Source organism: Streptomyces sp. NPDC023573 (genome assembly GCF_055559735.1).
Genome location: NZ_JBVHKB010000003.1, coordinates 37,341 through 57,084, shown reverse-complemented (window position 1 = coordinate 57,084; position 19,744 = coordinate 37,341). Strand labels below are relative to the sequence as shown.

Sequence of the window (19,744 nt, the reverse complement as noted above, 5' to 3'; positions counted from 1 at the left end):
GGCCTGGCAGACTGGACGCGTGAGCAGCGACAGCATTCCTGAGCCCCTTCCCGCCGCGTCGGAGGCCCCCGCCGACAGCCCGTTCCGCAGTGAGCCGACGTCCCGTGACGAGGCCCCGCAGTTCGTCCTGCCGCTGGTGGTGCACCTCGAGAAGACCGACCCCCCGGCGCGCAACGACGCGCTGGTGACGGCGGCCCGCGCGGTGCTCACGATCCTCTCGGACCCCCGCTCGCTCGGTGAGGACGAGGGCGGGGCGGAGGGCGAGTGGGCGCGGGTCATGCGCGACTGGCAGGACGCCCGGATCCGCAAGGTGGTGCGGCGGGCGCGCGGCGCGGAGTGGCGCAAGGCCTCCGCGCTGCCCGGGATCACGGTCACGGGCGAGCACGCCGAGGTCCGGGTGTTCCCGCCGGTACCCCTGGACGGCTGGCCGAAGGAGCTGGCCAAGCTCCAGGTGTCGGGAACCGACCTGGACGACCCGGAGCCTCCGGCCGCGCCCGGTCCGGGCGGTCCGGTGCTGTGGATGAGTCCGGACGTCGAGATGTCGGCGGGCAAGGCGATGGCCCAGGCCGGGCACGGCGCCCAGCTCGCCTGGTGGGAGCTGTCGGACACGGAGCGCAAGGCGTGGCGCGAGGCGGGGTTCCCCCTCTCCGTCGCCACCCCTGACGCCGCCCGCTGGCGCGAACTCACCGCGAGCGGGCTGCCGGTGGTGCGGGACGCCGGATTCACCGAGATCGCCCCGGGATCCTGCACGGTCGTCGCCGACCACCCGGCCCTGCGCAGCTGACCCGCCAGGCCCGCCGGGTGGTGCCCACCGCCTGCCCGGCCGGCTGAACATCCCTGGGCCGATATGCGTATCTCCCCGTACTGCCGCATCGGCATTACCGCCAAGTAGGTTGTACTCCGAGTCAGTTGGCGGTTGATTCGAGCTGTCACGCACCGGCCCGGGAGACATCTTGCTGCGACGCGTCAACGGAACGGCCCTCATCATCGCCGCGCTGGTCGCCACGCTCGGCGCGCTCGCCTTTCCCGTGTGGTCGTACGCCGACCGCTCCGGCACCGGCGAGGCCCATCTGAACGCCTCCAGCGTCGGGACGCAGTGGGGACCGCTCTCGGCGACCGACCGGGACTTCCTGGTCAAGGTGCGGCTCGCCGGGCTGTGGGAGCTGCCCGCGGGGCAGCAGGCCATCGAGCGCGCACCGAGCGAGGGGGTGAAGCTCGCGGGCGATCATCTGGTGGTCGGACACACCGACCTGGACCGGCGGGCCCGCGACGTGGCCGCCAAGCTCGGGGTGGAACTCCCGAACCAGCCGACCGAGCAGCAGCAGGGCTGGCTCAGGGAGCTCACCGCCGCCGGCGGCCAGGAGTACGAGCAGAAGTTCGCCAACCTCCTGCGCGCCGCGCACGGCAAGGTGTTCGCGCTGATCGCACAGGTCCGGCACACCACGCGCAACGCGCTGATCCGGCAGCTGGCCTCCGACGCCAACCAGACCGTGCTCGACCACATCACGATGCTGGAGCGCACCGGCTTCGTCGACTTCGACGGCCTGGCGCGCGAGGCGGCCGGCGCCTCGACCGCGAGCCCCTCGGGGCCTCCCGTGTCCTCGGGCGCGGGTGTTCCCCCGGTCCCGGTGCCGGTGACTCCGAGCGGGGGCCAGTCGTTCACCTCCCGCCCGGTGCCGGTGGCTCCGGGCGAGGACCAGTCGTTCACCTCCCGCCCGGTGCCACCGACCATGGCTCCGCTGCCTCAGCCGTAGGGACCGTCAGTCACGGTCGCGGCGCTGGACGTACAGTCGGTTGCCCTTCGGCCCCGTCCACTCCACCCGCACGACACCGGGCACGGCCGCCTCGGCGAGCCGTGCCGGGTCGGACCAGTGGCCGAAGTTCGGGTTGCGGAAGAACGTCGCCCACAGATCGCCTCGGGAATCCTCGAAGAAGTTGTTGTGCCCGGCGCCGACGCCGACGGTCCACCGCTCGGAGTAGGGGCCCTCGAAGGCGTCCGAGACGGCTGCGACCGCGTCGTACTGGTACTGCACACGGCCCGTGCCGCCCGGCTCGTAGGCCTGGCGCGCGGTGCCGTCGGCCTCGATCGACGTCCGGTCCCAGGCGGCGTGGAGCAGGAAGTACTTCCCTCCGTACTTGAACACGTACGCGCCCTCGAGATACGGCTCCGGTGTGTAGGGCGTCTGCCGGAAGGCGGGGAGGCCCGTCGTCGGGACGATGTCCTCCATGTCGTCGCGGAACTTCGCGTACAGGTTGTTGTGCAGCACGAGCCAGGCGTCGTCACCCTCACTGTAGAGGCTGCCGTCGATGTGGTGGTAGGCGCCGGGCTCGATGAAGCTCGGCCCTCCGATGAACGACTCGCCGAAGGGCTTCTCCAGGTTGCCCTCGACGAGCCGGTACGGGCCCTCGACCCCGCCCTCGCTCACGAGCATGAACGAGCCCACCTTCTCGGAGTGGTCTCCCATGCAGGCGACGAGGTACCACTTCCCGCGGAAGCGGTGCAGCTCCGGGGCCCACGCCTGGCCGCGCTTGCCGAACTCCTCGTCGTACCAGTACTCCTGCCACGGCGCGACGACCGTGCGCCCGGGACGGTTCTCGTCGGTGAACTCCGGCGACCACACCTTGCCCTTCTCCGCGCCGGGCCGGATTGCGGTCGTGTCGGCCAGCTTCCAGGGCCCCTTGAGGGAGCGGGCCGTCCAGACGAAGATGCCGTCGTTCCACGGGCCGGCCGCTTCGAGGCCGGGCACGCGAGTGGTGCCCGTGGCGACGTAGAGCGGACGGCCGTCGACGACGAAGCAGTTGACGTAGGTGTCCCGCATCCACACCACTCCGCGCTCCTCGTCGCGGGGGCGCAGCTCCAGCGGCAGGACGAACGAGTTGTCCTCACGGGGCCAGAGGTCCTGCCGGGTGTCCGCGAGGCCGTAGGGCTCGGGGTCGGGCCAGTTCGCCGGGTACCGCCGCCTCGCCGCTGCCGGAGCGGCGTGGTCCGGAGCCGGGGCGGCCGCGGCCTGCGCGGCCGGCGCGGCGGCCACGGGCAGAGCGGCCGCCGCTCCCACTCCGGCGGCCCGGGCCAGCAGGGACCGCCGGCCGAGGTGCGGCCTGTTCTCGGTGCTGGTCATGTCGGTTGCGTTCTCCTTCGGTCGTCCAGGACGCCGTGCCCCCCGGTCCCCGGGGACCGTCGAAGGGCACGGCGGATCGTCCGGCCAGGCCCGGGGCCGGCGTCGGCCGGGTCGGGTCTGTCCGCCGGGCGTTCGCTTTCACGGGGGCGGAGCCGGCGTCGGGCGCTACGGGACGCGCGGCACGGCGGTCGTACGGTGCCGGCCCGTACACCCCGCCGGGGGGGTGCGGCCGTCCTTGGATGGCATGTCGATCAGCATGCGAAGGCCTGTCGATCTCCGTCAACAGACCATGGAATTAATCCGGAGTGTCCGGCTCGTCGGCATATCCGTATCACTCCGCCTTTCCGCAGGTCGGCGGTGCGCCGATGAGCCACCGAGAAGCATCACGATCGGATAACGGCGTACTTCGGTCCTGTCCGGGAACCTCAAATCCAGCTCTGAACGTCCCCGCTTCCGGGTTCACCGCCGCACGACGGGGCCATGACCCCAGCACAGGACGGGGAGGGGACATCATGAAGCTGGGGATCGGCATCGGATGGCGGCCGGAGATCGCGGACGCCGTCGAGGCGCTGCCGGGGATCGACTGGGTCGAGGCGGTCGCGGAGAACCTCTGCGCGGACCATCTCCCCGAGTCCCTCGTACGTCTGCGGGAGCGGGGGGTCACGGTCGTCCCGCACGGGGTGTCGCTCGGCCTGGGCGGGGCCGACCGCCCGGAGCCCGGCCGTCTCGCCGGCCTCGCCGCACGCGCCGAGCTGCTGGGGGCTCCCCTGGTGACCGAGCACATCGCGTTCGTACGCGCCGGAGGGCCGCTCACCTCGTCGCCGGTCCTGGAGGCGGGCCATCTGCTGCCGGTGCCGAGGACCTGGGACGCCCTGGACGCGCTCTGCGAGAACGTGCGGATCGCGCAGGACTCGCTGCCGGTTCCGCTGGCCCTGGAGAACATCGCCGCCCTGATCGCCTGGCCCGGCGAGGAGCTGACCGAGGGCCAGTTCCTCGCGGAGCTGGTCGAGCGCACCGGCGTACGGCTGCTGATCGACGTCGCCAATCTGCACACCAACCGGGTGAACCGTGGCGAGGACCCCGCGAGGGCGCTCGACGAACTGCCGGTGGAGGCCATCGCCTACGTCCATGTGGCGGGCGGAGTCGAGAAGGACGGCGTCTGGCACGACACGCACGCCCACCCCGTGACGCGTCCCGTCCTGGACGTGCTGGGCGAGCTCCGCTCCCGGGTGGACCCGCCCGGGGTCCTGCTGGAGCGCGACGACGACTTCCCGCCGGCCGGCGAGCTGGCCGGTGAACTGACCGCGATCCGCTCCACCCTGGCCGCCGCGGCCGCCGGACCGGGGACAGGCCGGAAGCGGCCCACCCGGCCACCGGAGCCGGCCGTCCGCGCGGCCGGGGCCCGTGACCGGACCGCCGTCGCGCAGACGGCGCTGCTCTCCTCGCTCGTGGCCGGCACGCCCGCCCCGGACGGCTTCGACCGCCGGCGCCTCGGGGTGCAGGGCCGCGCCCTGGCCGTGAAGCGGGCCGAAGTCGTCGCCAAGGTCGCACCGGAGCTGCCCGAGATCCTCGGCGACGGCTACCGGAAGGCGTTCCTCGCGTACGCCAGGAACCGGCCGATGTCCGGCGGTTACCGCCGCGACGCGCTCGGTTTCGCCGAGCAGCTGCTCGCCACCGGCCACCCGGACGACGACGCGGCCCGCCGGAGGCTGACGCGCTGGTGGCAGGAGCGCGCCGCCCCCCGTCCGCCGCGCCGAGGGGCCCGTCTGGTCCATGCCGCCCGTACCGCCCTGCTCGGAAGGTGACTTCGGATGAACGCTCTCGCTCTCCTGCTGACACTGGCCGTGGCCGTCTCCTGCACGCTCCTGGTCGTCGCCACACGCCGCGCCGGCCTGCGGGACGACGGCACCACCGGGTATGTGCACGACCTCTCCGAGGAGGCCTTTCTCAACGGTGGCCCGGCCCGGGTCGTGGACACCGCGCTCACCCGCATGCACACGGACGGACGGCTGACCATCGGTGGCCCCGGCATCGTCGCGGTCCAGCGGCCCGAGGCCCGCGACGCGGTGGAGCGCGCCGTGCTCCAGGAGCTGGCCGCGGCTCCGAACGGCGCCCTGCACACCCTGCGGGAGGCCGTGATGCGGCACCCCGCGGTGCAGGAGATCGGCGACGGCCTGGCCGCCCGCGGGCTGCTGGTCGCGCCCGGCGAGAGCCGGACCCGCCGCACCTGGGCGCTCACGCTGGGTATCGGATGCGTCGTGGGCTTCCCGCTCGCCATCGTGCTGACCGTCGCGCAGTACGCCCTGCACGACGGGTTCACGGACCTGCCCTTCCCCTTCGTCCTGAAGGTGCTGCCCGCCCTCGTGGCCGGGGCCGTGGTCGGTCCGGTCACCGCGGCGTCGGCCAAGGCACGGCTCACCAGGGCGGGGCGCAGGGCCGCCGACAGCTGCCGGGCGGCCGACGCCCATGTGACCGACCCGGCCCGCCTGGTGGCCACCCGGGGGCCGGCCGCGCTCCCCGACCCCGAGCTCCGGGGGCAGTTGGTGGCCGCGGCCAGGCAACGGACCGCCGGGCGCTCCTCGTCGGTCTCCTCGTCCTCGTCCGCCGCCGCGGTCGCGTCGGTGCCCGTGGTGTGGTGCGCCGGGGCGGGCCCCGGTGGCGGGAGCTGCGGCGGGTCCAGCGGCGGGGGCGGTGACTCGGGGACGGGCTCCACGTGCGGTTCGGGATCGAGCTGCGGCAGCAGCGGGTCGAGCTGCGGCGGAGGGTCGAGCTGCAGCAGCGGGAGCAGTTGCGGCGGAGGCTCGTGAGGGAGCAGGTTCGGCAGGCGTAGGAATTCAGCCACCTCTGACCGTCTGTGACCGAGGTTGGTCCGTATCGTGAACAACCCATGGCGCTGCCTTGCCGTTTTCGCATAGAACTCGGCCCATGCTCTGGGTTCTTCTTCTTCTGGTCGCGTGGGGCGCGGCTGCCGTCTCCTGCATCCGGCTGTGCCTCCTCACCGCGGGTGCGGCCCAGCGGCAGCCCCCTGCCGCGCGGGTGCCCGTCTCCCCCGAACTCACTCTGTACGAGACGGCGTTCCTGGCCGGCGGACCGCAGCGGGTGGCCGATCTCGCGCTCGTCTCCATGCATCTGCGGCGTCGGCTGCTGCTCGCCCACACGGGCTGGGCGACGGTCGTCGACCCGGAAGGCCGGGACGAGGTCGAGCGCACCGTGATCCGCGCGATCGGCCCGGAAGGCCAGTCCCGGATAGGCCCCATACGGGCGGCCGCCGCGGCGGCCGACGCCGTGCTCTCCCTCGCCGACCGCCTCGTCGCCGCAGGCCTCGCCGTGCCGCACGGGACGCGTACGGGGCTGGAGTCGGCGGTGCGTGCCGTGCGGGGCGCGGCGGTGCTCGTGGTGGCCCTGGCGGTCACCGCCATGCTGATGCCCGGTCAGGAGACGGGCGACGCGGGCCCGGTGGCCGCGTGGTTCGGGCTTCCGCTCGTGCTGACGCTGGGCTGCCTGGCCATCGCGCGGGTGGAGAACCATCCGTACAGCCCGTGGGCCTCCCCGTCCGGGCAGCGCTGGCTGGACTCGCTCCCTGCCCCGGTGCGCGGCGCGGACCGCGATCTCCTGGCGGCGGTGGCGGTGAGGGGCGTGGGGGCTCTGGAGGACCCCGGCCTGCGTGCGGCGATGCTGAGCGGGGCGCGGACCGGCGGCTGACCCCTCGATGTGCGGCAGGGACCACCCCGGAACGACGGGGCGGCCCCTGCTGCCGTGCTGTCCAGTTGTGCGGACCGGGGCACATCGGCCTGACCGGCGAGGAGCGGCGGCCCACGGAGAGGAATGGCTGACTCCCCCGCGGGCCACGACAGTTCGCCGGCCGTCGGCCGATGTGCACCCGGCACCGGACCCGGTGTCGCTGGAACGACGGGCGGCGTCACACGCGCCGTTGCCCGCCAACTGATCTTCCGGGTCGGGATGACCGGAAACGCTGGCTATGCGAGTCCGGCCACCAAGTCTGCGACGGACTTCCTGCGTCCGGTGTAGAACGGCACCTCTTCGCGGACGTGCAGCCGCGCCTCGGAGGCCCGCAGGTGACGCATGAGGTCGACGATGCGGTAGAGCTCGTCGGCCTCGAAGGCGAGGACCCACTCGTAGTCGCCCAGCGAGAAGGAGGCGACCGTGTTGGCGCGCACGTCGGGGTAGCCACGGGCCATCTTGCCGTGGTCCGAGAGCATGCGGCGGCGGTCCTCGTCAGGCAGCAGGTACCAGTCGTAACTGCGCACGAAGGGGTACACGCTGATGTAGTCGCGCGGGGTCTCGTCGGCCAGGAAGGCCGGCACGTGCGACTTGTTGAACTCGGCGGGGCGGTGCAGCGCCATGTTCGACCAGACAGGCTCGAGTGCGCGGCCCAGCTTCGTGCGCCGGAAGAGGTTGTACGCCTCCTGGAGCTCGTCGGAGGTCTCGGCGTGCCACCAGATCATCAGATCGGCGTCGGCCCTGAGGCCGGACACGTCGTACGTGCCACGGACCGTGATGTCCTTGGCCCCGAGCTGGTCGAACAGCTCCTGGACCTCGTCGGCGTAACCGGCGCGGTCCACGGGAAGGACGTCCTTCAGCCTGAAGACGGACCACAGGGTGTAGCGGATGACCTCGTTGAGGTCCTTGGCCTTCTTGCCTGCGTTCGGAAGCTTTTCTGGCGCACTCATACGGCTATTGTCCCGCCTCGCTCCCGGTGCCCCGAACCCGGGGGCGCGTGTTGTCGATCTCCCCCGTGACCGGGCCCGTGAGGTCCTGGACGATCTCGTCCGCGGCGCGGTGCGCGCCGGCGACGCAGGCCGGGATCCCGACGCCGTCGTACACCGCTCCGCAGACCCGCAGACCGGGCAGCTTGGCGACCTCCTCGCGGATCCTGGCGACGCGGGAGAGGTGGCCCACGGGGTACTGGGGGAGCCCCCCGATCCACCGGGTGACCTCGGTGTCCACGGGCCGGGCCGTCAGCCCGGCGGCGGAGGCGAGCTCGCCCAGGGACGCGGCGACGAGCTCGGAGTCCTCACGGTGCAGGTGCTCCTCCTCGCCGTAGCGGCCGACGGAGGTGCGCAGCACGAAGAGGTCGGGAGCCGCGTCGGCGACCCACTGCCACTTGTTGCTGGAGAAGGTGGCGGCCTTGATCGTGCGCCCGTCGACGGGCGGTACGAGGAATCCGGAGCGCCCCCGGAGCGCCTCGGTGTTCTCGATGTCGGTGCGCCGGAAGGCCATGGTGATCAGGGCCATCGAGGCGTACTCGACGGCGGCGAGCTCGACCGAGGCGGCCGGGCACTCGGCGGCGAGCAGGGTGGAGGCGGACCAGGCCGGGGTGGCCAGGACGAGAGCGTCGGCGGCGATCACCCGGCTGTCGGTGCGCACGTCCCAGCCCTCGCCGCTCCGGGTCAGGCCGAGCACCGGGGTCTCCATGAGGATCTCGGCGCCACCGGCCCTCAAGGCTTCGGCCACGGCGCCCGGCAGGGTGCCGATGCCTCCCTCGATGCCCTGGAAGACGGGTCCGGTCTGCTGCCGGGCGGCGGCCCTCTCCTGGATGCGGAGTACGCCGTCGAGGAGCGGGCCGCCCTCCTTCACGGCCTCGAAGAGCTGGGGCACGGCCGCGCGCATCGAGATCCGGTAGGCGTCACCCGCGTACACCCCGCCGAGCAGCGGCTCGACGAGCCGGTCGACGACCTCGCGGCCGAGCCGGTCGGCGACGTACGAGCCGACCGCGACGTCGTCGCCGACGGCGGTCGGGGTGAGGTCGCGCTCCTCGGCGATCCGGGCCAGGCCCTCGGGCGAGAGCACGCCGCTGAGCGCCGACGGGTCGCCCGGCACGCCCATCACATGGCCCTTGGGCATGGGGCGCAGGGCGCCGCGGGTCCAGACCGAGGCGGTGGCGGTGGCGGGCGGCTGGAGCCGGTCGCCGAGTCCGGCCGCGGTGGCCAGCTCGACGGCCTCGGGCCGGCGCGCGAGCATCGACTCGGCGCCGAGGTCGACCCGGGTGCCCGCGATCTCGCCGGTCATCAGCTTGCCGCCGAGCCGCTCCGTCGCCTCCAGGACGGTGACCCGCAGACCGGAGTCCAGCAGCCGGTGGGCGGCGGCGAGTCCGGCGATGCCGCCGCCGATGACGACGACGTGGCCCGTACGTGTGGTGTCGCGCTGAGAGGAACGCTGCATGGGTCCACTCTCTCAAACCCGTCCCGAGTCCCGAACGTGACCGCTTCGAAACCGCGGGGACGAAACCCGCGCACGGGTCCCGCACGTCGAACCGCCACCACCGACAACGGCCCTGGGGGACGCGTCATGCCTTTCGACCGACACACGGACAGCCATCCACCCACCCGCCCCGGCCGCCGGACATCACGCGTGACGGCGGCCGCCGGGCTGCTCGTGGTGCTCCTGGCCACCGGCGCGTGCGGCGGTGCCTCCGACAGCGGCGGGGAGGGGTTCAAGTCCGCGGCGGACGGCAAGGCCGGCCCGGCGGCGGCCGGTGCCGGCGAGAAGCCGGCCGTGAAGCCCGCCGACGGCGCCTCCGCGGCGCCGGAACCCGGTGCCGCGGTCGCGGTGCACGTCATCCGCACGGCCACGCTCTCCATCGAGGTGAAGAACGTGCCGGAGGCGGTCGCCGCGGCCCGGAGCGCCGCGGAGGACGCCGGTGGGATCGTGGCGGACGAGACCACGGAACGGGTCGACGACACCCACGACACGTCTCATCTCGTCCTGCGCGTGCCGCAGGCCCGGTACGAGGAGGTGCTGAACGGCCTCGCCGGATCGGGGAAGCTGCTGTCGCGTACGTCGAACGCGAAGGACGTCACCGGGCAGGTCGTGGACGTCGAGAGCCGGATCGCGACGCAGCGGGCGAGCGTGGCCCGGGTCCGTGACCTGATGGACAAGGCCGAGAAGCTCACCGACGTGGTGACGCTGGAAGGTGAACTGAGCAGCAGGCAGTCCGACTTGGAGTCCCTGCTCGCCCAGCAGGCGTCGCTGGAGGACCGCACCTCCCTCGCGACCGTCACGCTCGAACTCAGCGAGCCGTACGAGGACGGGAAGGATCCCGGGGACGAGGACACCGGTTTCCTGGACGCGCTGGAAGGCGGCTGGGACGCCTTCGTGACGATGCTGCGGTGGATCGCGGTGGCGGTCGGTGCCACGGCGCCGTTCCTGGCCGCGGCGGCCGTCCTGGTGCTCCTGTGGCGGCTGGTCCGCGGCCGACTGCCACGACGCCGTACGACGCCCCGGCCGGCCACGGACACCTCCGAGGCCCCGCCGGCCCCGTAGGCGTCGTAGCGTGGCCCCTGACCCTGCACACGGCGTCGAAGGGACCCGGCACATGACGGAGCGACTGGTGGTCGTCGGAGGCGACGCGGCGGGCATGTCCGCCGCGTCGCAGGCCCGCAGGCTCAAGGGGCCCGACGCGATGAGCATCGTGGCCTTCGAACGCGGCGACTTCACGTCGTACTCCGCCTGCGGCATCCCGTACTGGGTGAGCGGCGACGTCGAGGGGCCGGACGACCTCATCGCCCGGACGCCCGAGGAGCACCGGGCCCGTTCCATCGATCTGCGCACCCGCACCGAGGTGACGGAGATCGACGTCGCCGGGCACCGGGTACGGGCGCTGGACCGCGACAGCGGCGAGACGTACTGGACGGGCTACGACAAGCTGGTGATCGCCACCGGCGCCCGGCCGGTACGCCCCGACCTGCCCGGGATCGACGCCCCGGGCGTCCACGGCGTGCAGACACTGGGCGACGGCCAGGCGCTCCTGGAATCGCTGGAACGGGCTCCGGGGCGCCGGGCGGTCGTCGTCGGCGCGGGCTACATCGGCGTCGAGATGGCCGAGGCGATGCTCAAGCGCGGCTTCGAGGTGACGGTGCTCAACCGCGGCGCGCAGCCGATGGCGACCCTCGATCCGGACATGGGGAAGCTGGTCCACGACGCGATGGACGGGCTGGGCATCACCACGGTCAACGGCGCCGGGGTCACCCGTATCGGTACCGGCCCGGACGGCCGGGTCACGGAGGTCGTCACGGACGGGGGGACCTACCCGGCGGATGTCGTCGTGCTCGGTATCGGCGTCGAGCCGGAGACCGCCCTGGCCCGCGAGGCCGGTCTGCCGCTGGGGCCGCACGGCGGCCTCCTGACGGACCTGTCGATGCGGGTCGTGGGGCAGGACGACATCTGGGCGGGCGGGGACTGCGTGGAGGTCCTGGACCTCGTCGCCGGCCGCACCCGGCACATCGCGCTCGGCACCCACGCCAACAAGCACGGCCAGATCATCGGGTCCAACGTGGGCGGCGGCTACGGCACGTTCCCCGGCGTGGTGGGCACGGCGGTGAGCAAGGTCTGCGACCTGGAGATCGCCAGGACCGGGCTGCGTGAGAAGGACGCCCGCGCGGTCGGCCTGCGCTTCGTCACGGCGACGATCGAGTCGACGGGGCGCGCCGGCTACTACCCGGGGGCGAAGCCGATGACGGTGAAGATGCTCGCCGAGTACCGGACCGGCCGGCTGCTGGGCGTGCAGATCATCGGCCGTGAGGGGGCGGCGAAGCGCGTGGACGTCGCGGCGGTGGCGCTCACCGCGGGGATGACGGTGGAGGCCATGACGGCCCTCGACCTCGGCTACGCCCCGCCGTTCTCCCCGGTCTGGGACCCGGTCCTGGTGGCCGCCCGCAAGGCCGTGTCGGCGGTGCGGACGGCCGGCGGCTGACTAGCGGGCCGTCTGCTGGTGGACGTACTCCACCAGGCGCGTCAGGGCGTCCGGGGGCGTGGTCGGCATGACGCCGTGCCCGAGGTTGAAGATGTGGCCCTCGAGACCGGCGGCGGCGTCGAGCACCTCGCGGGTCTTCGCCTCCACCGCCTCGGACGGCGCGAACAGCACCGCGGGGTCCAGGTTGCCCTGGAGCGCCTTGCCGGGGCCGACACGTCGGGCGCCCTCGTCCATCGGGACGCGCCAGTCGACGCCGACGACGTCCGCGCCGGCCTCGCCCATCAGGCCGAGCAGCTCGCCGGTGCCGACGCCGAAGTGGATGCGCGGGACGCCGTACGACGCGACGGCGTCGAAGACCTTCGCGGAGGCCGGCATCACGGAGCGGCGGTAGTCGGCCGGGGCCAGTGCGCCGACCCAGGAGTCGAAGAGCTGCACCGCGGAGGCGCCGGCCTCGATCTGGACCTCGAGGAACGCGCCGGTGATCTCCGCGAGACGGTCGAGCAGGTCGGCCCAGAGCTCCGGCTCGCCGTACATCATGGCCTTGGTGCGCTCGTGGTTGCGGGACGGGCCGCCCTCCACGAGGTAGCTCGCGAGGGTGAACGGCGCACCGGCGAACCCGATGAGCGGCGTGGCGCCCAGCTCCGCGGTGAGCATCCCGATGGCCTCGGTGACGTACGGGACGTCCTCGGGCGTGAGGTCGCGCAGCCGGGCCAGGTCGGCGCGGGTGCGGATCGGCTCGGCGATCACCGGGCCGATGCCGGGCTTGATGTCGAGGTCGATGCCGATGGCCTTGAGCGGTACGACGATGTCGCTGAAGTAGATCGCGGCGTCGACCTTGTGGCGGCGCACGGGCTGCAGCGTGATCTCGGTGACCAGCTCCGGCATCATGCACGAGTCGAGCATCGCGATGCCCTCGCGGACCTTGAGGTACTCGGGCAGCGAGCGTCCCGCCTGACGCATGAACCAGACCGGGGTGTGGGGCACCGGCTCCCGGCGGCAGGCCTTGAGGAAGGCCGAGTCATGGGTGGCGGGGTTCACCGGCAGGCCCGAGGACGGGCCCTCCCCTGATCGGACGGAGCTCAGCTCTTGGGGAAGGTCGTTGGCACTCACGCACAGAATCTTCGCACGGAGCGACGATGAGCCGGACGCCGCATGGGTGTCCCTCCCTGCACGGCGCTCCGGTTCCGCCTACTCTTCCCCGCATGGCTCCGGCTCAGGGACAATTCTCCGATCACTCCGATGACACCGACAGCGAGGAGGGCGCGGACGGCGACACCGTCCCGCCCGCGTTCCGGTCGGCGGTCGACGCGCTGCGTTCCGCCCGGCTGCGCCCTGAACTGGAGGTCGAGCCGACACGGCCGCCGAAGCGGCTCGCCCCGCACGCGTACGCCCTGGAGGCCGCCGTCGTGGAGGGCGAGGACGATCTCGCGGACGGCCGCCTGGTGCTCCTGCACGACCCGTCCGGACACGACGCCTGGCAGGGCACGTTCCGCTTGGTGACGCTCGTACGGGCCGAACTGGAGCCGGAGATGGCAGCCGACCCGCTGCTGCCCGAGGTGTGCTGGTCCTGGCTCACGGGGGCGCTGGACGCCCGGGGTCTCTCGTACGGGGAGGCGGGCGGGACGGTGACGCGCGCCGGTTCGCACTACTTCGGCGCGCTGTCCGCGCGCCGCCCGGCGACGCAGATCGAGATCCGGGCCTCGTGGACGCCGCGCGAGGGGCGAGGCGGGGTGCCGGACACGGCGGCGCACCTGGCCGCCTGGGGCGATCTCCTCTGCCAGCTCGCCGGCCTGCCGCCGTCGGACACGTCCGACGCGGCGGTGGTGACGCTGCCCCAGAGGCGCGGGCCACAGGTCTCGTAACGCTGCGTCATTTTCCTGGAGAGCCGGTCGCACGTGGACCGGCTCTCTTTTCGTACAATCGATCGCGCGTCCTATTTGCCCGAATTGTTACTCACTAAATCGCGATCTTCCCCTAAAGGAGGACGCGCCTGCTGCCGAAGAGGTCAATGACCCTTCAAGCACGGTTCGCCCCGGCTTCATCCCCGAGCCGGCCCGTCCCGCCACTCCACTCCCCAGGAGGCCTGGTGTCCGTTCTCCTCGAGCAGCCCGCAAGCCTGGTCGCCTACCGCCCGAACAAGCCGACGGCCATGGTCGTCGTGGCCGACCCGCGCGTCCGTTCCACCGTCACCCGCCATCTGTGGGCCCTCGGAGTTCGTGACGTCATCGAGGCGTCGTCCATCGCGGAGGCCCGCCCCCGCGTCGGCAACCCGCGCGACATCTGCGTTGCCGACGTCCACCTGCCCGACGGTTCCGGGCTGACCCTGCTGTCCGAGACCCGAGCCGCCGGCTGGCCGAACGGCCTCGCCCTCTCCGCCGCCGATGACATCGGCGCGGTGCGCAACGCCCTCGCGGGCGGCGTGAAGGGCTATGTCGTCACCGGTACCCGTACCAACATCGGCCACCCCACCCGTCCCGGCGTCGCCCCGATCGGCGCCAATGCCGCCCGTATGCACCGCAGGCCTCCCGGTTCCCCGAGCCACCCGGGCGGCTACCGCGAACTCTCCGGCCGTGAGGTGGAGGTGCTCCGCCTGGTCGCCGAAGGCCAGTCCAACAAGGCCATCGGTGTCTCGATGGGCCTCTCCGCCCTCACCGTCAAGAGCCACCTCGCCCGCATCGCCCGCAAGCTCGGCACCGGAGACCGCGCCGGAATGGTCGCCGTGGCCCTGCGCACGGGCATCATCCACTGACCCCGGGGCCCCTGATCCCGGGACCCCGCCGGCACCTGCGCGGATGCGCAACCGGCCGGTTTACGTGCATGGCCGCCCGTCGACGGAACGTTCCGTCGGCGGGCGACGCACATACACAGATACCCTTGGCATGTGACCGACGCCCAAGAGACCGCAGCAGACACTTCACTGCGAACCACCGGGGGCGCTCCCCCGGACGACGTCGCCCCGGCGCCGATCCCCTTGCTCGAACCGCGCGAGGGCATCCCCCCGGTGGTGGCGACCGACGACGCGCTCGCCCGGGTGGTCGCGGACTTCGCCGCGGGCACGGGCCCCGTCGCCGTCGACGCCGAGCGCGCCTCGGGCTATCGCTACGGCCAGCGCGCCTACCTCGTGCAGCTGCGCCGGGAAGGCGCGGGCAGCGCGCTGATCGACCCGGTCGGCTGCCCCGACCTGTCCGCGCTCGGCCAGGCCCTCACCGGCTCCGAGTGGATCCTGCACGCCGCCACCCAGGACCTGCCCTGCCTGCGCGACATAGGCATGACACCGACCTCGCTCTTCGACACGGAGCTCGCCGGACGCCTGGCGGGTTTCCCCCGCGTCGGCCTGGGCGCCATAGTCGAGAACGTCCTCGGCTACGCCCTGGAGAAGGGCCACTCCGCGGTCGACTGGTCCACCCGCCCCCTGCCCGACCCCTGGCTGCGCTACGCCGCGCTCGACGTCGAGCTGCTGGTGGACCTGCGCGACGCCCTGGAGGAGGAGCTGGACCGGCAGGGCAAGCTGGAGTGGGCGCTGGAGGAGTTCGCCGCGATCGCCTCGGCGCCGCCCGCTCCCCCGCGCAAGGACCCGTGGCGCCGGACGTCCGGCATGCACAAGGTGCGCCGCCGCCGTCAGATCGCGGTCGTACGGGAGCTGTGGACCGCCCGTGACCAGGTGGCACAGCGCCGGGACATCTCGCCCGGCAAGGTGCTCGGGGACGCAGCGATCATCGAGGCGGCCCTGGCCCTTCCGGCGAACGTGCAGGCCCTCACCGCGCTGCCCGGCTTCGGGCACCGCATGGGTCGTCGTCAGCTGGAGCAGTGGCAGGCGGCCGTCGACCGGGCCAAGGAGCTGCCCGAGTCGGAGCTGCCGCAGCCCGGCCAGCAGCCTGCGGGCCCGCCGCCTCCCCGCTCGTGGGCCGACAAGGACCCGGCCGCCGCGGCACGGCTGTCGGCGGCCCGCGCCGCCGTCTCGGAGCTCGCCGAGCGGCTGCACATGCCGCAGGAGAATCTGATCACCCCGGACACCGTGCGCCGGATCTGCTGGGAGCCGCCCAAGGTCCTGACTCCGGACGCGGTCGAGACCGTGCTGGCCGGACACGGCGCGCGCCACTGGCAGATCGGACAGGTCGGCCCGCTGCTGCTGCGCGCCCTGGACACCAGCGCCTGACACCGCGCGACACGCGTACGCCCCTGCCGGATCCGGCAGGGGCGTACGCGTGTCGGGGCCGCACCGGGGGCCGGTCCGTCGAGGAGGATCGAATTCACGCCAGTTAACCGGCCCTCCCGTACCCGCTTCGCATGTGACGTTCACCGCTCCGGTGGTGGGGGGTGGGCAGTCCGGTTACCCGCAAGTAGCATGAGGGGCGTGGCGCGCCGATGCGTGCGCCCGCAGCAGTGCCATCCCGCACCCTGGAGGAGAGCCACCGTGCCTCGTACCATCCGGGACGTCGTCTTCGTCGACGGCGTCCGCACCCCGTTCGGCAAAGCGGGCCCGAAGGGCATCTACCACGAGACCCGCGCCGACGATCTCGTCGTGAAGGCCATCCGGGAGCTGCTGCGCCGCAACCCGGACCTGGACCCCGCGAAGATCGACGAGGTCGCCATCGCCGCGACCACGCAGATCGGCGACCAGGGCCTCACGCTCGGCCGCACCGCCGGAATCCTGGCCGGTCTGCCGCAGTCGGTACCCGGTTACTCCATCGACCGCATGTGTGCGGGCGCCCTGACCGCCGTCACCTCGACGGCCGGTTCCATCGCCTTCGGCGCGTACGACGTCGTCATCGCCGGCGGTGTCGAGCACATGGGCCGCCACCCGATGGGTGAGAGCGTGGACCCGAACCCGCGTCTCGTGTCGGAGAAGCTGGTCGACGAGTCCGCCCTCTTCATGGGCATGACCGCGGAGAACCTGCACGACAGGTACCCCTCGATCACCAAGCAGCGCGCCGACGAGTACGCGGTCCGCTCGCAGGAGAAGGCCGCCAAGGCGTACGCCAACGGCAAGATCCAGCAGGACCTGGTGCCGGTCTCCGTGCGCCGCACCAACGCCGAAGCCGGGGAGACGGGCTGGGGCCTGGTCACCGCCGACGAGCCGATGCGCCCGGGCACGACCCTGGAGTCGCTGGCCGGCCTGAAGACCCCGTTCCGCGCCCACGGCCGCGTGACGGCCGGTAACGCCGCGGGTCTCAACGACGGCGCCACCGCCTCGCTGCTCGCCTCCGAGGAGACCGCCCGCGAGCTGGGCCTCCCGGTCAAGATGCGCCTCGTGTCGTACGCCTTCGCGGGTGTCGAGCCGGAGGTCATGGGCTACGGCCCGATCCCGGCGACGGAGAAGGCCCTCGCCAAGGCCGGTCTCTCCATCGACGACATCGGTCTCTTCGAGATCAACGAGGCTTTTGCCGTGCAGGTGCTCGCCTTTCTGGAGCACTACGGCATCGCCGACGACGACCAGCGCGTCAACCAGTACGGCGGCGCTATCGCCTACGGTCACCCGCTCGCCTCGTCCGGCGTCCGCCTGATGACTCAGCTGGCCCGCCAGTTCGAGGAGCAGCCGGAGGTCCGCTACGGCCTGACGACCATGTGCGTCGGCTTCGGCATGGGCGCGACCGTCGTCTGGGAGAACCCGAACTTCAACGGAGGCAACAAGTGAGCTCCACCACTGAGCTTCTGAAGGGCGCGGCCGAGCTGTTCCCCGACGAGGTCGTCACGCAGGCGCACGTACGCCACCTCGACCTTCCCGGCGGCGCGGGCCGTTTCGCCCTCATCACGCTGGACAACGGCTTCGACCACACCAAGCCGACCACCATCGGCCCGCAGTCGCTGGCGAACCTGAACGCCGCCGTCGACCAGGTCGAGAAGGAGGCGGCCGAAGGTTCGATCACCGGTGTCGGTGTGACCGGCAAGCCGTTCATCTTCGCGGTCGGCGCGGACCTCAAGGGCGTCGAGCTCCTCAAGGAGCACAAGGACGCGCTGGCCATCGGCAAGGGCGGCCACGACGTCTTCCGCCGCCTCTCCGGCCTCGCGGTCCCGACGTTCGCGTACTACAACGGCGCGGCGATGGGCGGTGGCGTCGAGATCGGGCTGCACTGCTCGTACCGCACCGTCTCCTCGGCGCTGCCGGCGTTCTCGCTGCCGGAGGTCTTCCTCGGTCTGGTCCCCGGCTGGGGCGGCTGCGTGCTGCTCCCCAACCTGGTCGGCGCCGACCGCGCCGTCTCGGTGATCATCGAGAACTCCCTCAACCAGAACCGTCAGCTCAAGGGCAAGCAGGTCTTCGAGCTCGGGATCGCCGACGCGATCTTCGAGGGCGCGGACTTCCTGGAGCAGTCGCTGATCTGGACCGCGTCCGTCCTCAAGGGCGAGATCGCGGTGGAGCGTCCCGAGGTCGACCGCGGTGACGCCTGGGACCAGGCCGTCGCCCGCGGCAAGGCGATCGCCGACTCCAAGGTGCACGGGGCGGCCCCCGCCGCGTACCGCGCGCTGGAGATCATCGCCGCGGCCAAGAACGGCGACCTGTCCGCCGGCTTCGACGCCGAGGACCAGGCCCTCGCGGACCTGATCATGGGCGGCGAGCTGCGCTCCGGGATCTACTCCTTCAACCTGGTCCAGAAGCGCGCCAAGCGCCCGGCCGGCGCCCCGGACAAGTCCCTGGCCCGCCCGGTCACCAAGGTCGGCGTGGTGGGCGCGGGCCTGATGGCCAGCCAGCTCGCCCTGCTGTTCCTGCGGCGCCTGGAGGTCCCGGTCGTCCTCACGGACATCGACCAGGAGCGCGTCGACAAGGGCGTGGGCTACGTCCGGGCCGAGATCGAGAAGCTGCTCGGCAAGGGCCGTATCAACCAGGACAAGGCCAACCGCCTCAAGGCCCTGGTCTCCGGTGTGCTGGACAAGGCGGAGGGCTTCTCCGACGCCGACTTCATCATCGAGGCCGTCTTCGAGGAGATCGGCGTCAAGCAGCAGGTGTTCGCGGAGGTCGAGGCGGTCGCCCCGGCGCACGCGATCCTCGCCACCAACACCTCCTCCCTCTCGGTCACCGAGATGGCGTCGAAGCTGAAGAACCCGGAGCGGGTCGTCGGCTTCCACTTCTTCAACCCGGTCGCGGTCCTGCCGCTCCTGGAGATCGTCCGCGGCGAGCAGACCGACGACGCCTCGCTGGCCACCGCCTTCGGCGTCGCCCGCAAGCTGAAGAAGACCGCGGTGCTGGTGAAGGACGCCCCGGCGTTCGTCGTCAACCGCATCCTCACCCGCTTCATGGGCGAGATCCAGAACATCATCGACGAGGGCACCCCGGTCGAGACGGCGGAGAAGGCCATCGAGCCCCTCGGCCTGCCGATGTCCCCGCTGGTGCTGCTGGAGCTGGTCGGCCCGGCCATCGGCCTGCACGTCTCCGAGACCCTGAACCGCGCGTTCCCGGACCGCTTCACGGTCTCCGAGAACCTCGCGGCGGTCGTCAAGGCGGGCAAGCGCGGCTTCTACGTCTACGACTCCGGCGCGCCGGTCCTCGACCCCGAGGTCGCCGCCCTCCTCACGCAGGGCGACACCGTCCTGACGGAGGACCAGGTCCGCGACCGCGTCCTGGACGCGGTGGCGCAGGAGATCGGCCTGATGCTGGCCGAGGGCGTCGTCGCCGAGCCGCAGGACGTCGACCTCTGCCTGATCACCGGCGCGGGCTGGCCCTTCCACCTGGGCGGCATCACGCCGTACCTGGACCGTGAGGGCGTCTCGGAGCGGGTGAACGGCAAGCCGTTCCTGGCGCGGGGCGTGGCGAGCGTCCCGGCGTAACACCTGCCGACGGAGGCGAAGGGTACGGCTCGGCAACGGGCCGTACCCTTCCTCTGTTGCCGAAGTTTCCGGACCAGGCGGACCCGTGACAGAATGCCGCACCTCACCCCAAAGCATGGACGGGCCACCCGTTCCCCGAAGAATCGACGGT

Annotated in this window: 16 protein-coding genes; 12 read left to right on the top strand and 4 right to left on the bottom strand. The window is 72.4% G+C overall.

The window, feature by feature from the left end; genetic code table 11:
• Positions 1-19: 19 nt before the first annotated feature.
• Positions 20-784 carry a peptidyl-tRNA hydrolase gene (locus tag ACZ32T_RS10920; protein WP_467366373.1) on the top strand — a complete coding sequence of 255 codons (765 nt, stop codon included), beginning with the start codon at positions 20-22 and terminating at the stop codon, positions 782-784.
• Between the two features lie 172 nt (positions 785-956).
• Entirely contained in the window at positions 957-1,754 is a 798-nt protein-coding gene (locus ACZ32T_RS10915) for a DUF4142 domain-containing protein (protein ID WP_467366977.1), read from the top strand.
• Between the two features lie 6 nt (positions 1,755-1,760).
• Here the strand turns inward: ACZ32T_RS10915 and ACZ32T_RS10910 are convergent, their stop codons facing one another.
• Positions 1,761-3,119, bottom strand: coding sequence for a family 43 glycosylhydrolase (locus ACZ32T_RS10910; protein WP_467366370.1), 1,359 nt, complete (start codon positions 3,117-3,119; stop codon positions 1,761-1,763).
• Between the two features lie 512 nt (positions 3,120-3,631).
• Here ACZ32T_RS10910 and ACZ32T_RS10905 point away from each other — a divergent pair.
• The 3 genes from ACZ32T_RS10905 (at position 3,632) to ACZ32T_RS10895 (ending at position 6,821) form a co-directional block, all read left to right on the top strand.
• Positions 3,632-4,924 carry an MbnB/TglH/ChrH family RiPP precursor modification enzyme gene (locus ACZ32T_RS10905; RefSeq protein ID WP_467366368.1) on the top strand — a complete coding sequence of 431 codons (1,293 nt, stop codon included), beginning with the start codon at positions 3,632-3,634 and terminating at the stop codon, positions 4,922-4,924.
• A gap of 6 nt (positions 4,925-4,930) precedes the next feature.
• On the top strand, positions 4,931-5,926 hold the full coding sequence (locus ACZ32T_RS10900) for a TIGR04222 domain-containing membrane protein (RefSeq protein WP_467366366.1): 996 nt from the start codon (positions 4,931-4,933) through the stop codon (positions 5,924-5,926).
• Between the two features lie 118 nt (positions 5,927-6,044).
• A complete protein-coding gene (locus tag ACZ32T_RS10895) occupies positions 6,045-6,821 on the top strand; it encodes a TIGR04222 domain-containing membrane protein (protein WP_467263699.1) in 777 nt (258 codons plus the stop codon).
• Between the two features lie 275 nt (positions 6,822-7,096).
• Here the strand turns inward: ACZ32T_RS10895 and hemQ are convergent, their stop codons facing one another.
• Together hemQ and hemG are read right to left on the bottom strand one after the other, a co-directional pair.
• Entirely contained in the window at positions 7,097-7,810 is a 714-nt protein-coding gene (gene hemQ / locus ACZ32T_RS10890) for a hydrogen peroxide-dependent heme synthase (protein WP_356714022.1), read from the bottom strand.
• Between the two features lie 4 nt (positions 7,811-7,814).
• Positions 7,815-9,302 (bottom strand): protoporphyrinogen oxidase, encoded by a 1,488-nt coding sequence (gene hemG / locus ACZ32T_RS10885; RefSeq protein ID WP_467366364.1) that lies wholly within the window; start codon positions 9,300-9,302, stop codon positions 7,815-7,817.
• 126 nt (positions 9,303-9,428) lie between these two features.
• Between hemG and ACZ32T_RS10880 the strand changes: the two genes are divergently transcribed.
• Both ACZ32T_RS10880 and ACZ32T_RS10875 read left to right on the top strand, forming a co-directional pair.
• Positions 9,429-10,403: a DUF4349 domain-containing protein gene (locus tag ACZ32T_RS10880; RefSeq protein ID WP_467366362.1), complete on the top strand. Its 975-nt coding sequence runs from the start codon at positions 9,429-9,431 to the stop codon at positions 10,401-10,403.
• A gap of 52 nt (positions 10,404-10,455) precedes the next feature.
• Positions 10,456-11,832, top strand: a complete 1,377-nt coding sequence (locus tag ACZ32T_RS10875) for an FAD-dependent oxidoreductase (RefSeq protein ID WP_467366360.1) — start codon at positions 10,456-10,458, stop codon at positions 11,830-11,832.
• Here ACZ32T_RS10875 and hemE read toward each other — a convergent pair whose 3' ends face one another.
• Positions 11,833-12,915, bottom strand: coding sequence for a uroporphyrinogen decarboxylase (gene hemE / locus ACZ32T_RS10870; protein ID WP_467264373.1), 1,083 nt, complete (start codon positions 12,913-12,915; stop codon positions 11,833-11,835).
• Between the two features lie 119 nt (positions 12,916-13,034).
• Here hemE and ACZ32T_RS10865 point away from each other — a divergent pair, with 119 nt between their 5' ends.
• From ACZ32T_RS10865 to ACZ32T_RS10845, 5 genes are all read left to right on the top strand, one after another.
• Positions 13,035-13,694 (top strand): DUF3000 domain-containing protein, encoded by a 660-nt coding sequence (locus ACZ32T_RS10865; RefSeq protein WP_467263691.1) that lies wholly within the window; start codon positions 13,035-13,037, stop codon positions 13,692-13,694.
• Between the two features lie 224 nt (positions 13,695-13,918).
• A complete protein-coding gene (locus ACZ32T_RS10860) occupies positions 13,919-14,581 on the top strand; it encodes a helix-turn-helix transcriptional regulator (protein WP_033300087.1) in 663 nt (220 codons plus the stop codon).
• A 132-nt stretch (positions 14,582-14,713) separates the two neighbouring features.
• The gene (locus ACZ32T_RS10855; RefSeq protein WP_467366358.1) at positions 14,714-15,988 is read left to right on the top strand and encodes an HRDC domain-containing protein; all 1,275 of its coding nucleotides are present in this window, start codon (positions 14,714-14,716) and stop codon (positions 15,986-15,988) included.
• 258 nt (positions 15,989-16,246) lie between these two features.
• The gene (locus ACZ32T_RS10850; RefSeq protein ID WP_362938973.1) at positions 16,247-17,467 is read left to right on the top strand and encodes a thiolase family protein; all 1,221 of its coding nucleotides are present in this window, start codon (positions 16,247-16,249) and stop codon (positions 17,465-17,467) included.
• On the top strand, positions 17,464-19,593 hold the full coding sequence (locus tag ACZ32T_RS10845; RefSeq protein ID WP_467366356.1) for a 3-hydroxyacyl-CoA dehydrogenase NAD-binding domain-containing protein: 2,130 nt from the start codon (positions 17,464-17,466) through the stop codon (positions 19,591-19,593). Before ACZ32T_RS10850 ends, ACZ32T_RS10845 begins: the two co-directional genes overlap by 4 nt.
• Positions 19,594-19,744: the final 151 nt, after the last annotated feature.

Bases quoted from the DNA above. Each gene is read 5' to 3' on its own strand.
- hemG (WP_467366364.1), bottom strand. From the start codon at position 9,302: ATGCAGCGTTCCTCTCAGCGCGACACCACACGTACGGGCCACGTCGTC.
- ACZ32T_RS10880 (WP_467366362.1), top strand. From the start codon at position 9,429: ATGCCTTTCGACCGACACACGGACAGCCATCCACCCACCCGCCCCGGC.
- ACZ32T_RS10865 (WP_467263691.1), top strand. From the start codon at position 13,035: ATGGCTCCGGCTCAGGGACAATTCTCCGATCACTCCGATGACACCGAC.
- ACZ32T_RS10905 (WP_467366368.1), top strand. From the start codon at position 3,632: ATGAAGCTGGGGATCGGCATCGGATGGCGGCCGGAGATCGCGGACGCC.
- hemQ (WP_356714022.1), bottom strand. From the start codon at position 7,810: ATGAGTGCGCCAGAAAAGCTTCCGAACGCAGGCAAGAAGGCCAAGGAC.
- ACZ32T_RS10875 (WP_467366360.1), top strand. From the start codon at position 10,456: ATGACGGAGCGACTGGTGGTCGTCGGAGGCGACGCGGCGGGCATGTCC.
- ACZ32T_RS10900 (WP_467366366.1), top strand. From the start codon at position 4,931: ATGAACGCTCTCGCTCTCCTGCTGACACTGGCCGTGGCCGTCTCCTGC.
- ACZ32T_RS10910 (WP_467366370.1), bottom strand. From the start codon at position 3,119: ATGACCAGCACCGAGAACAGGCCGCACCTCGGCCGGCGGTCCCTGCTG.
- ACZ32T_RS10895 (WP_467263699.1), top strand. From the start codon at position 6,045: ATGCTCTGGGTTCTTCTTCTTCTGGTCGCGTGGGGCGCGGCTGCCGTC.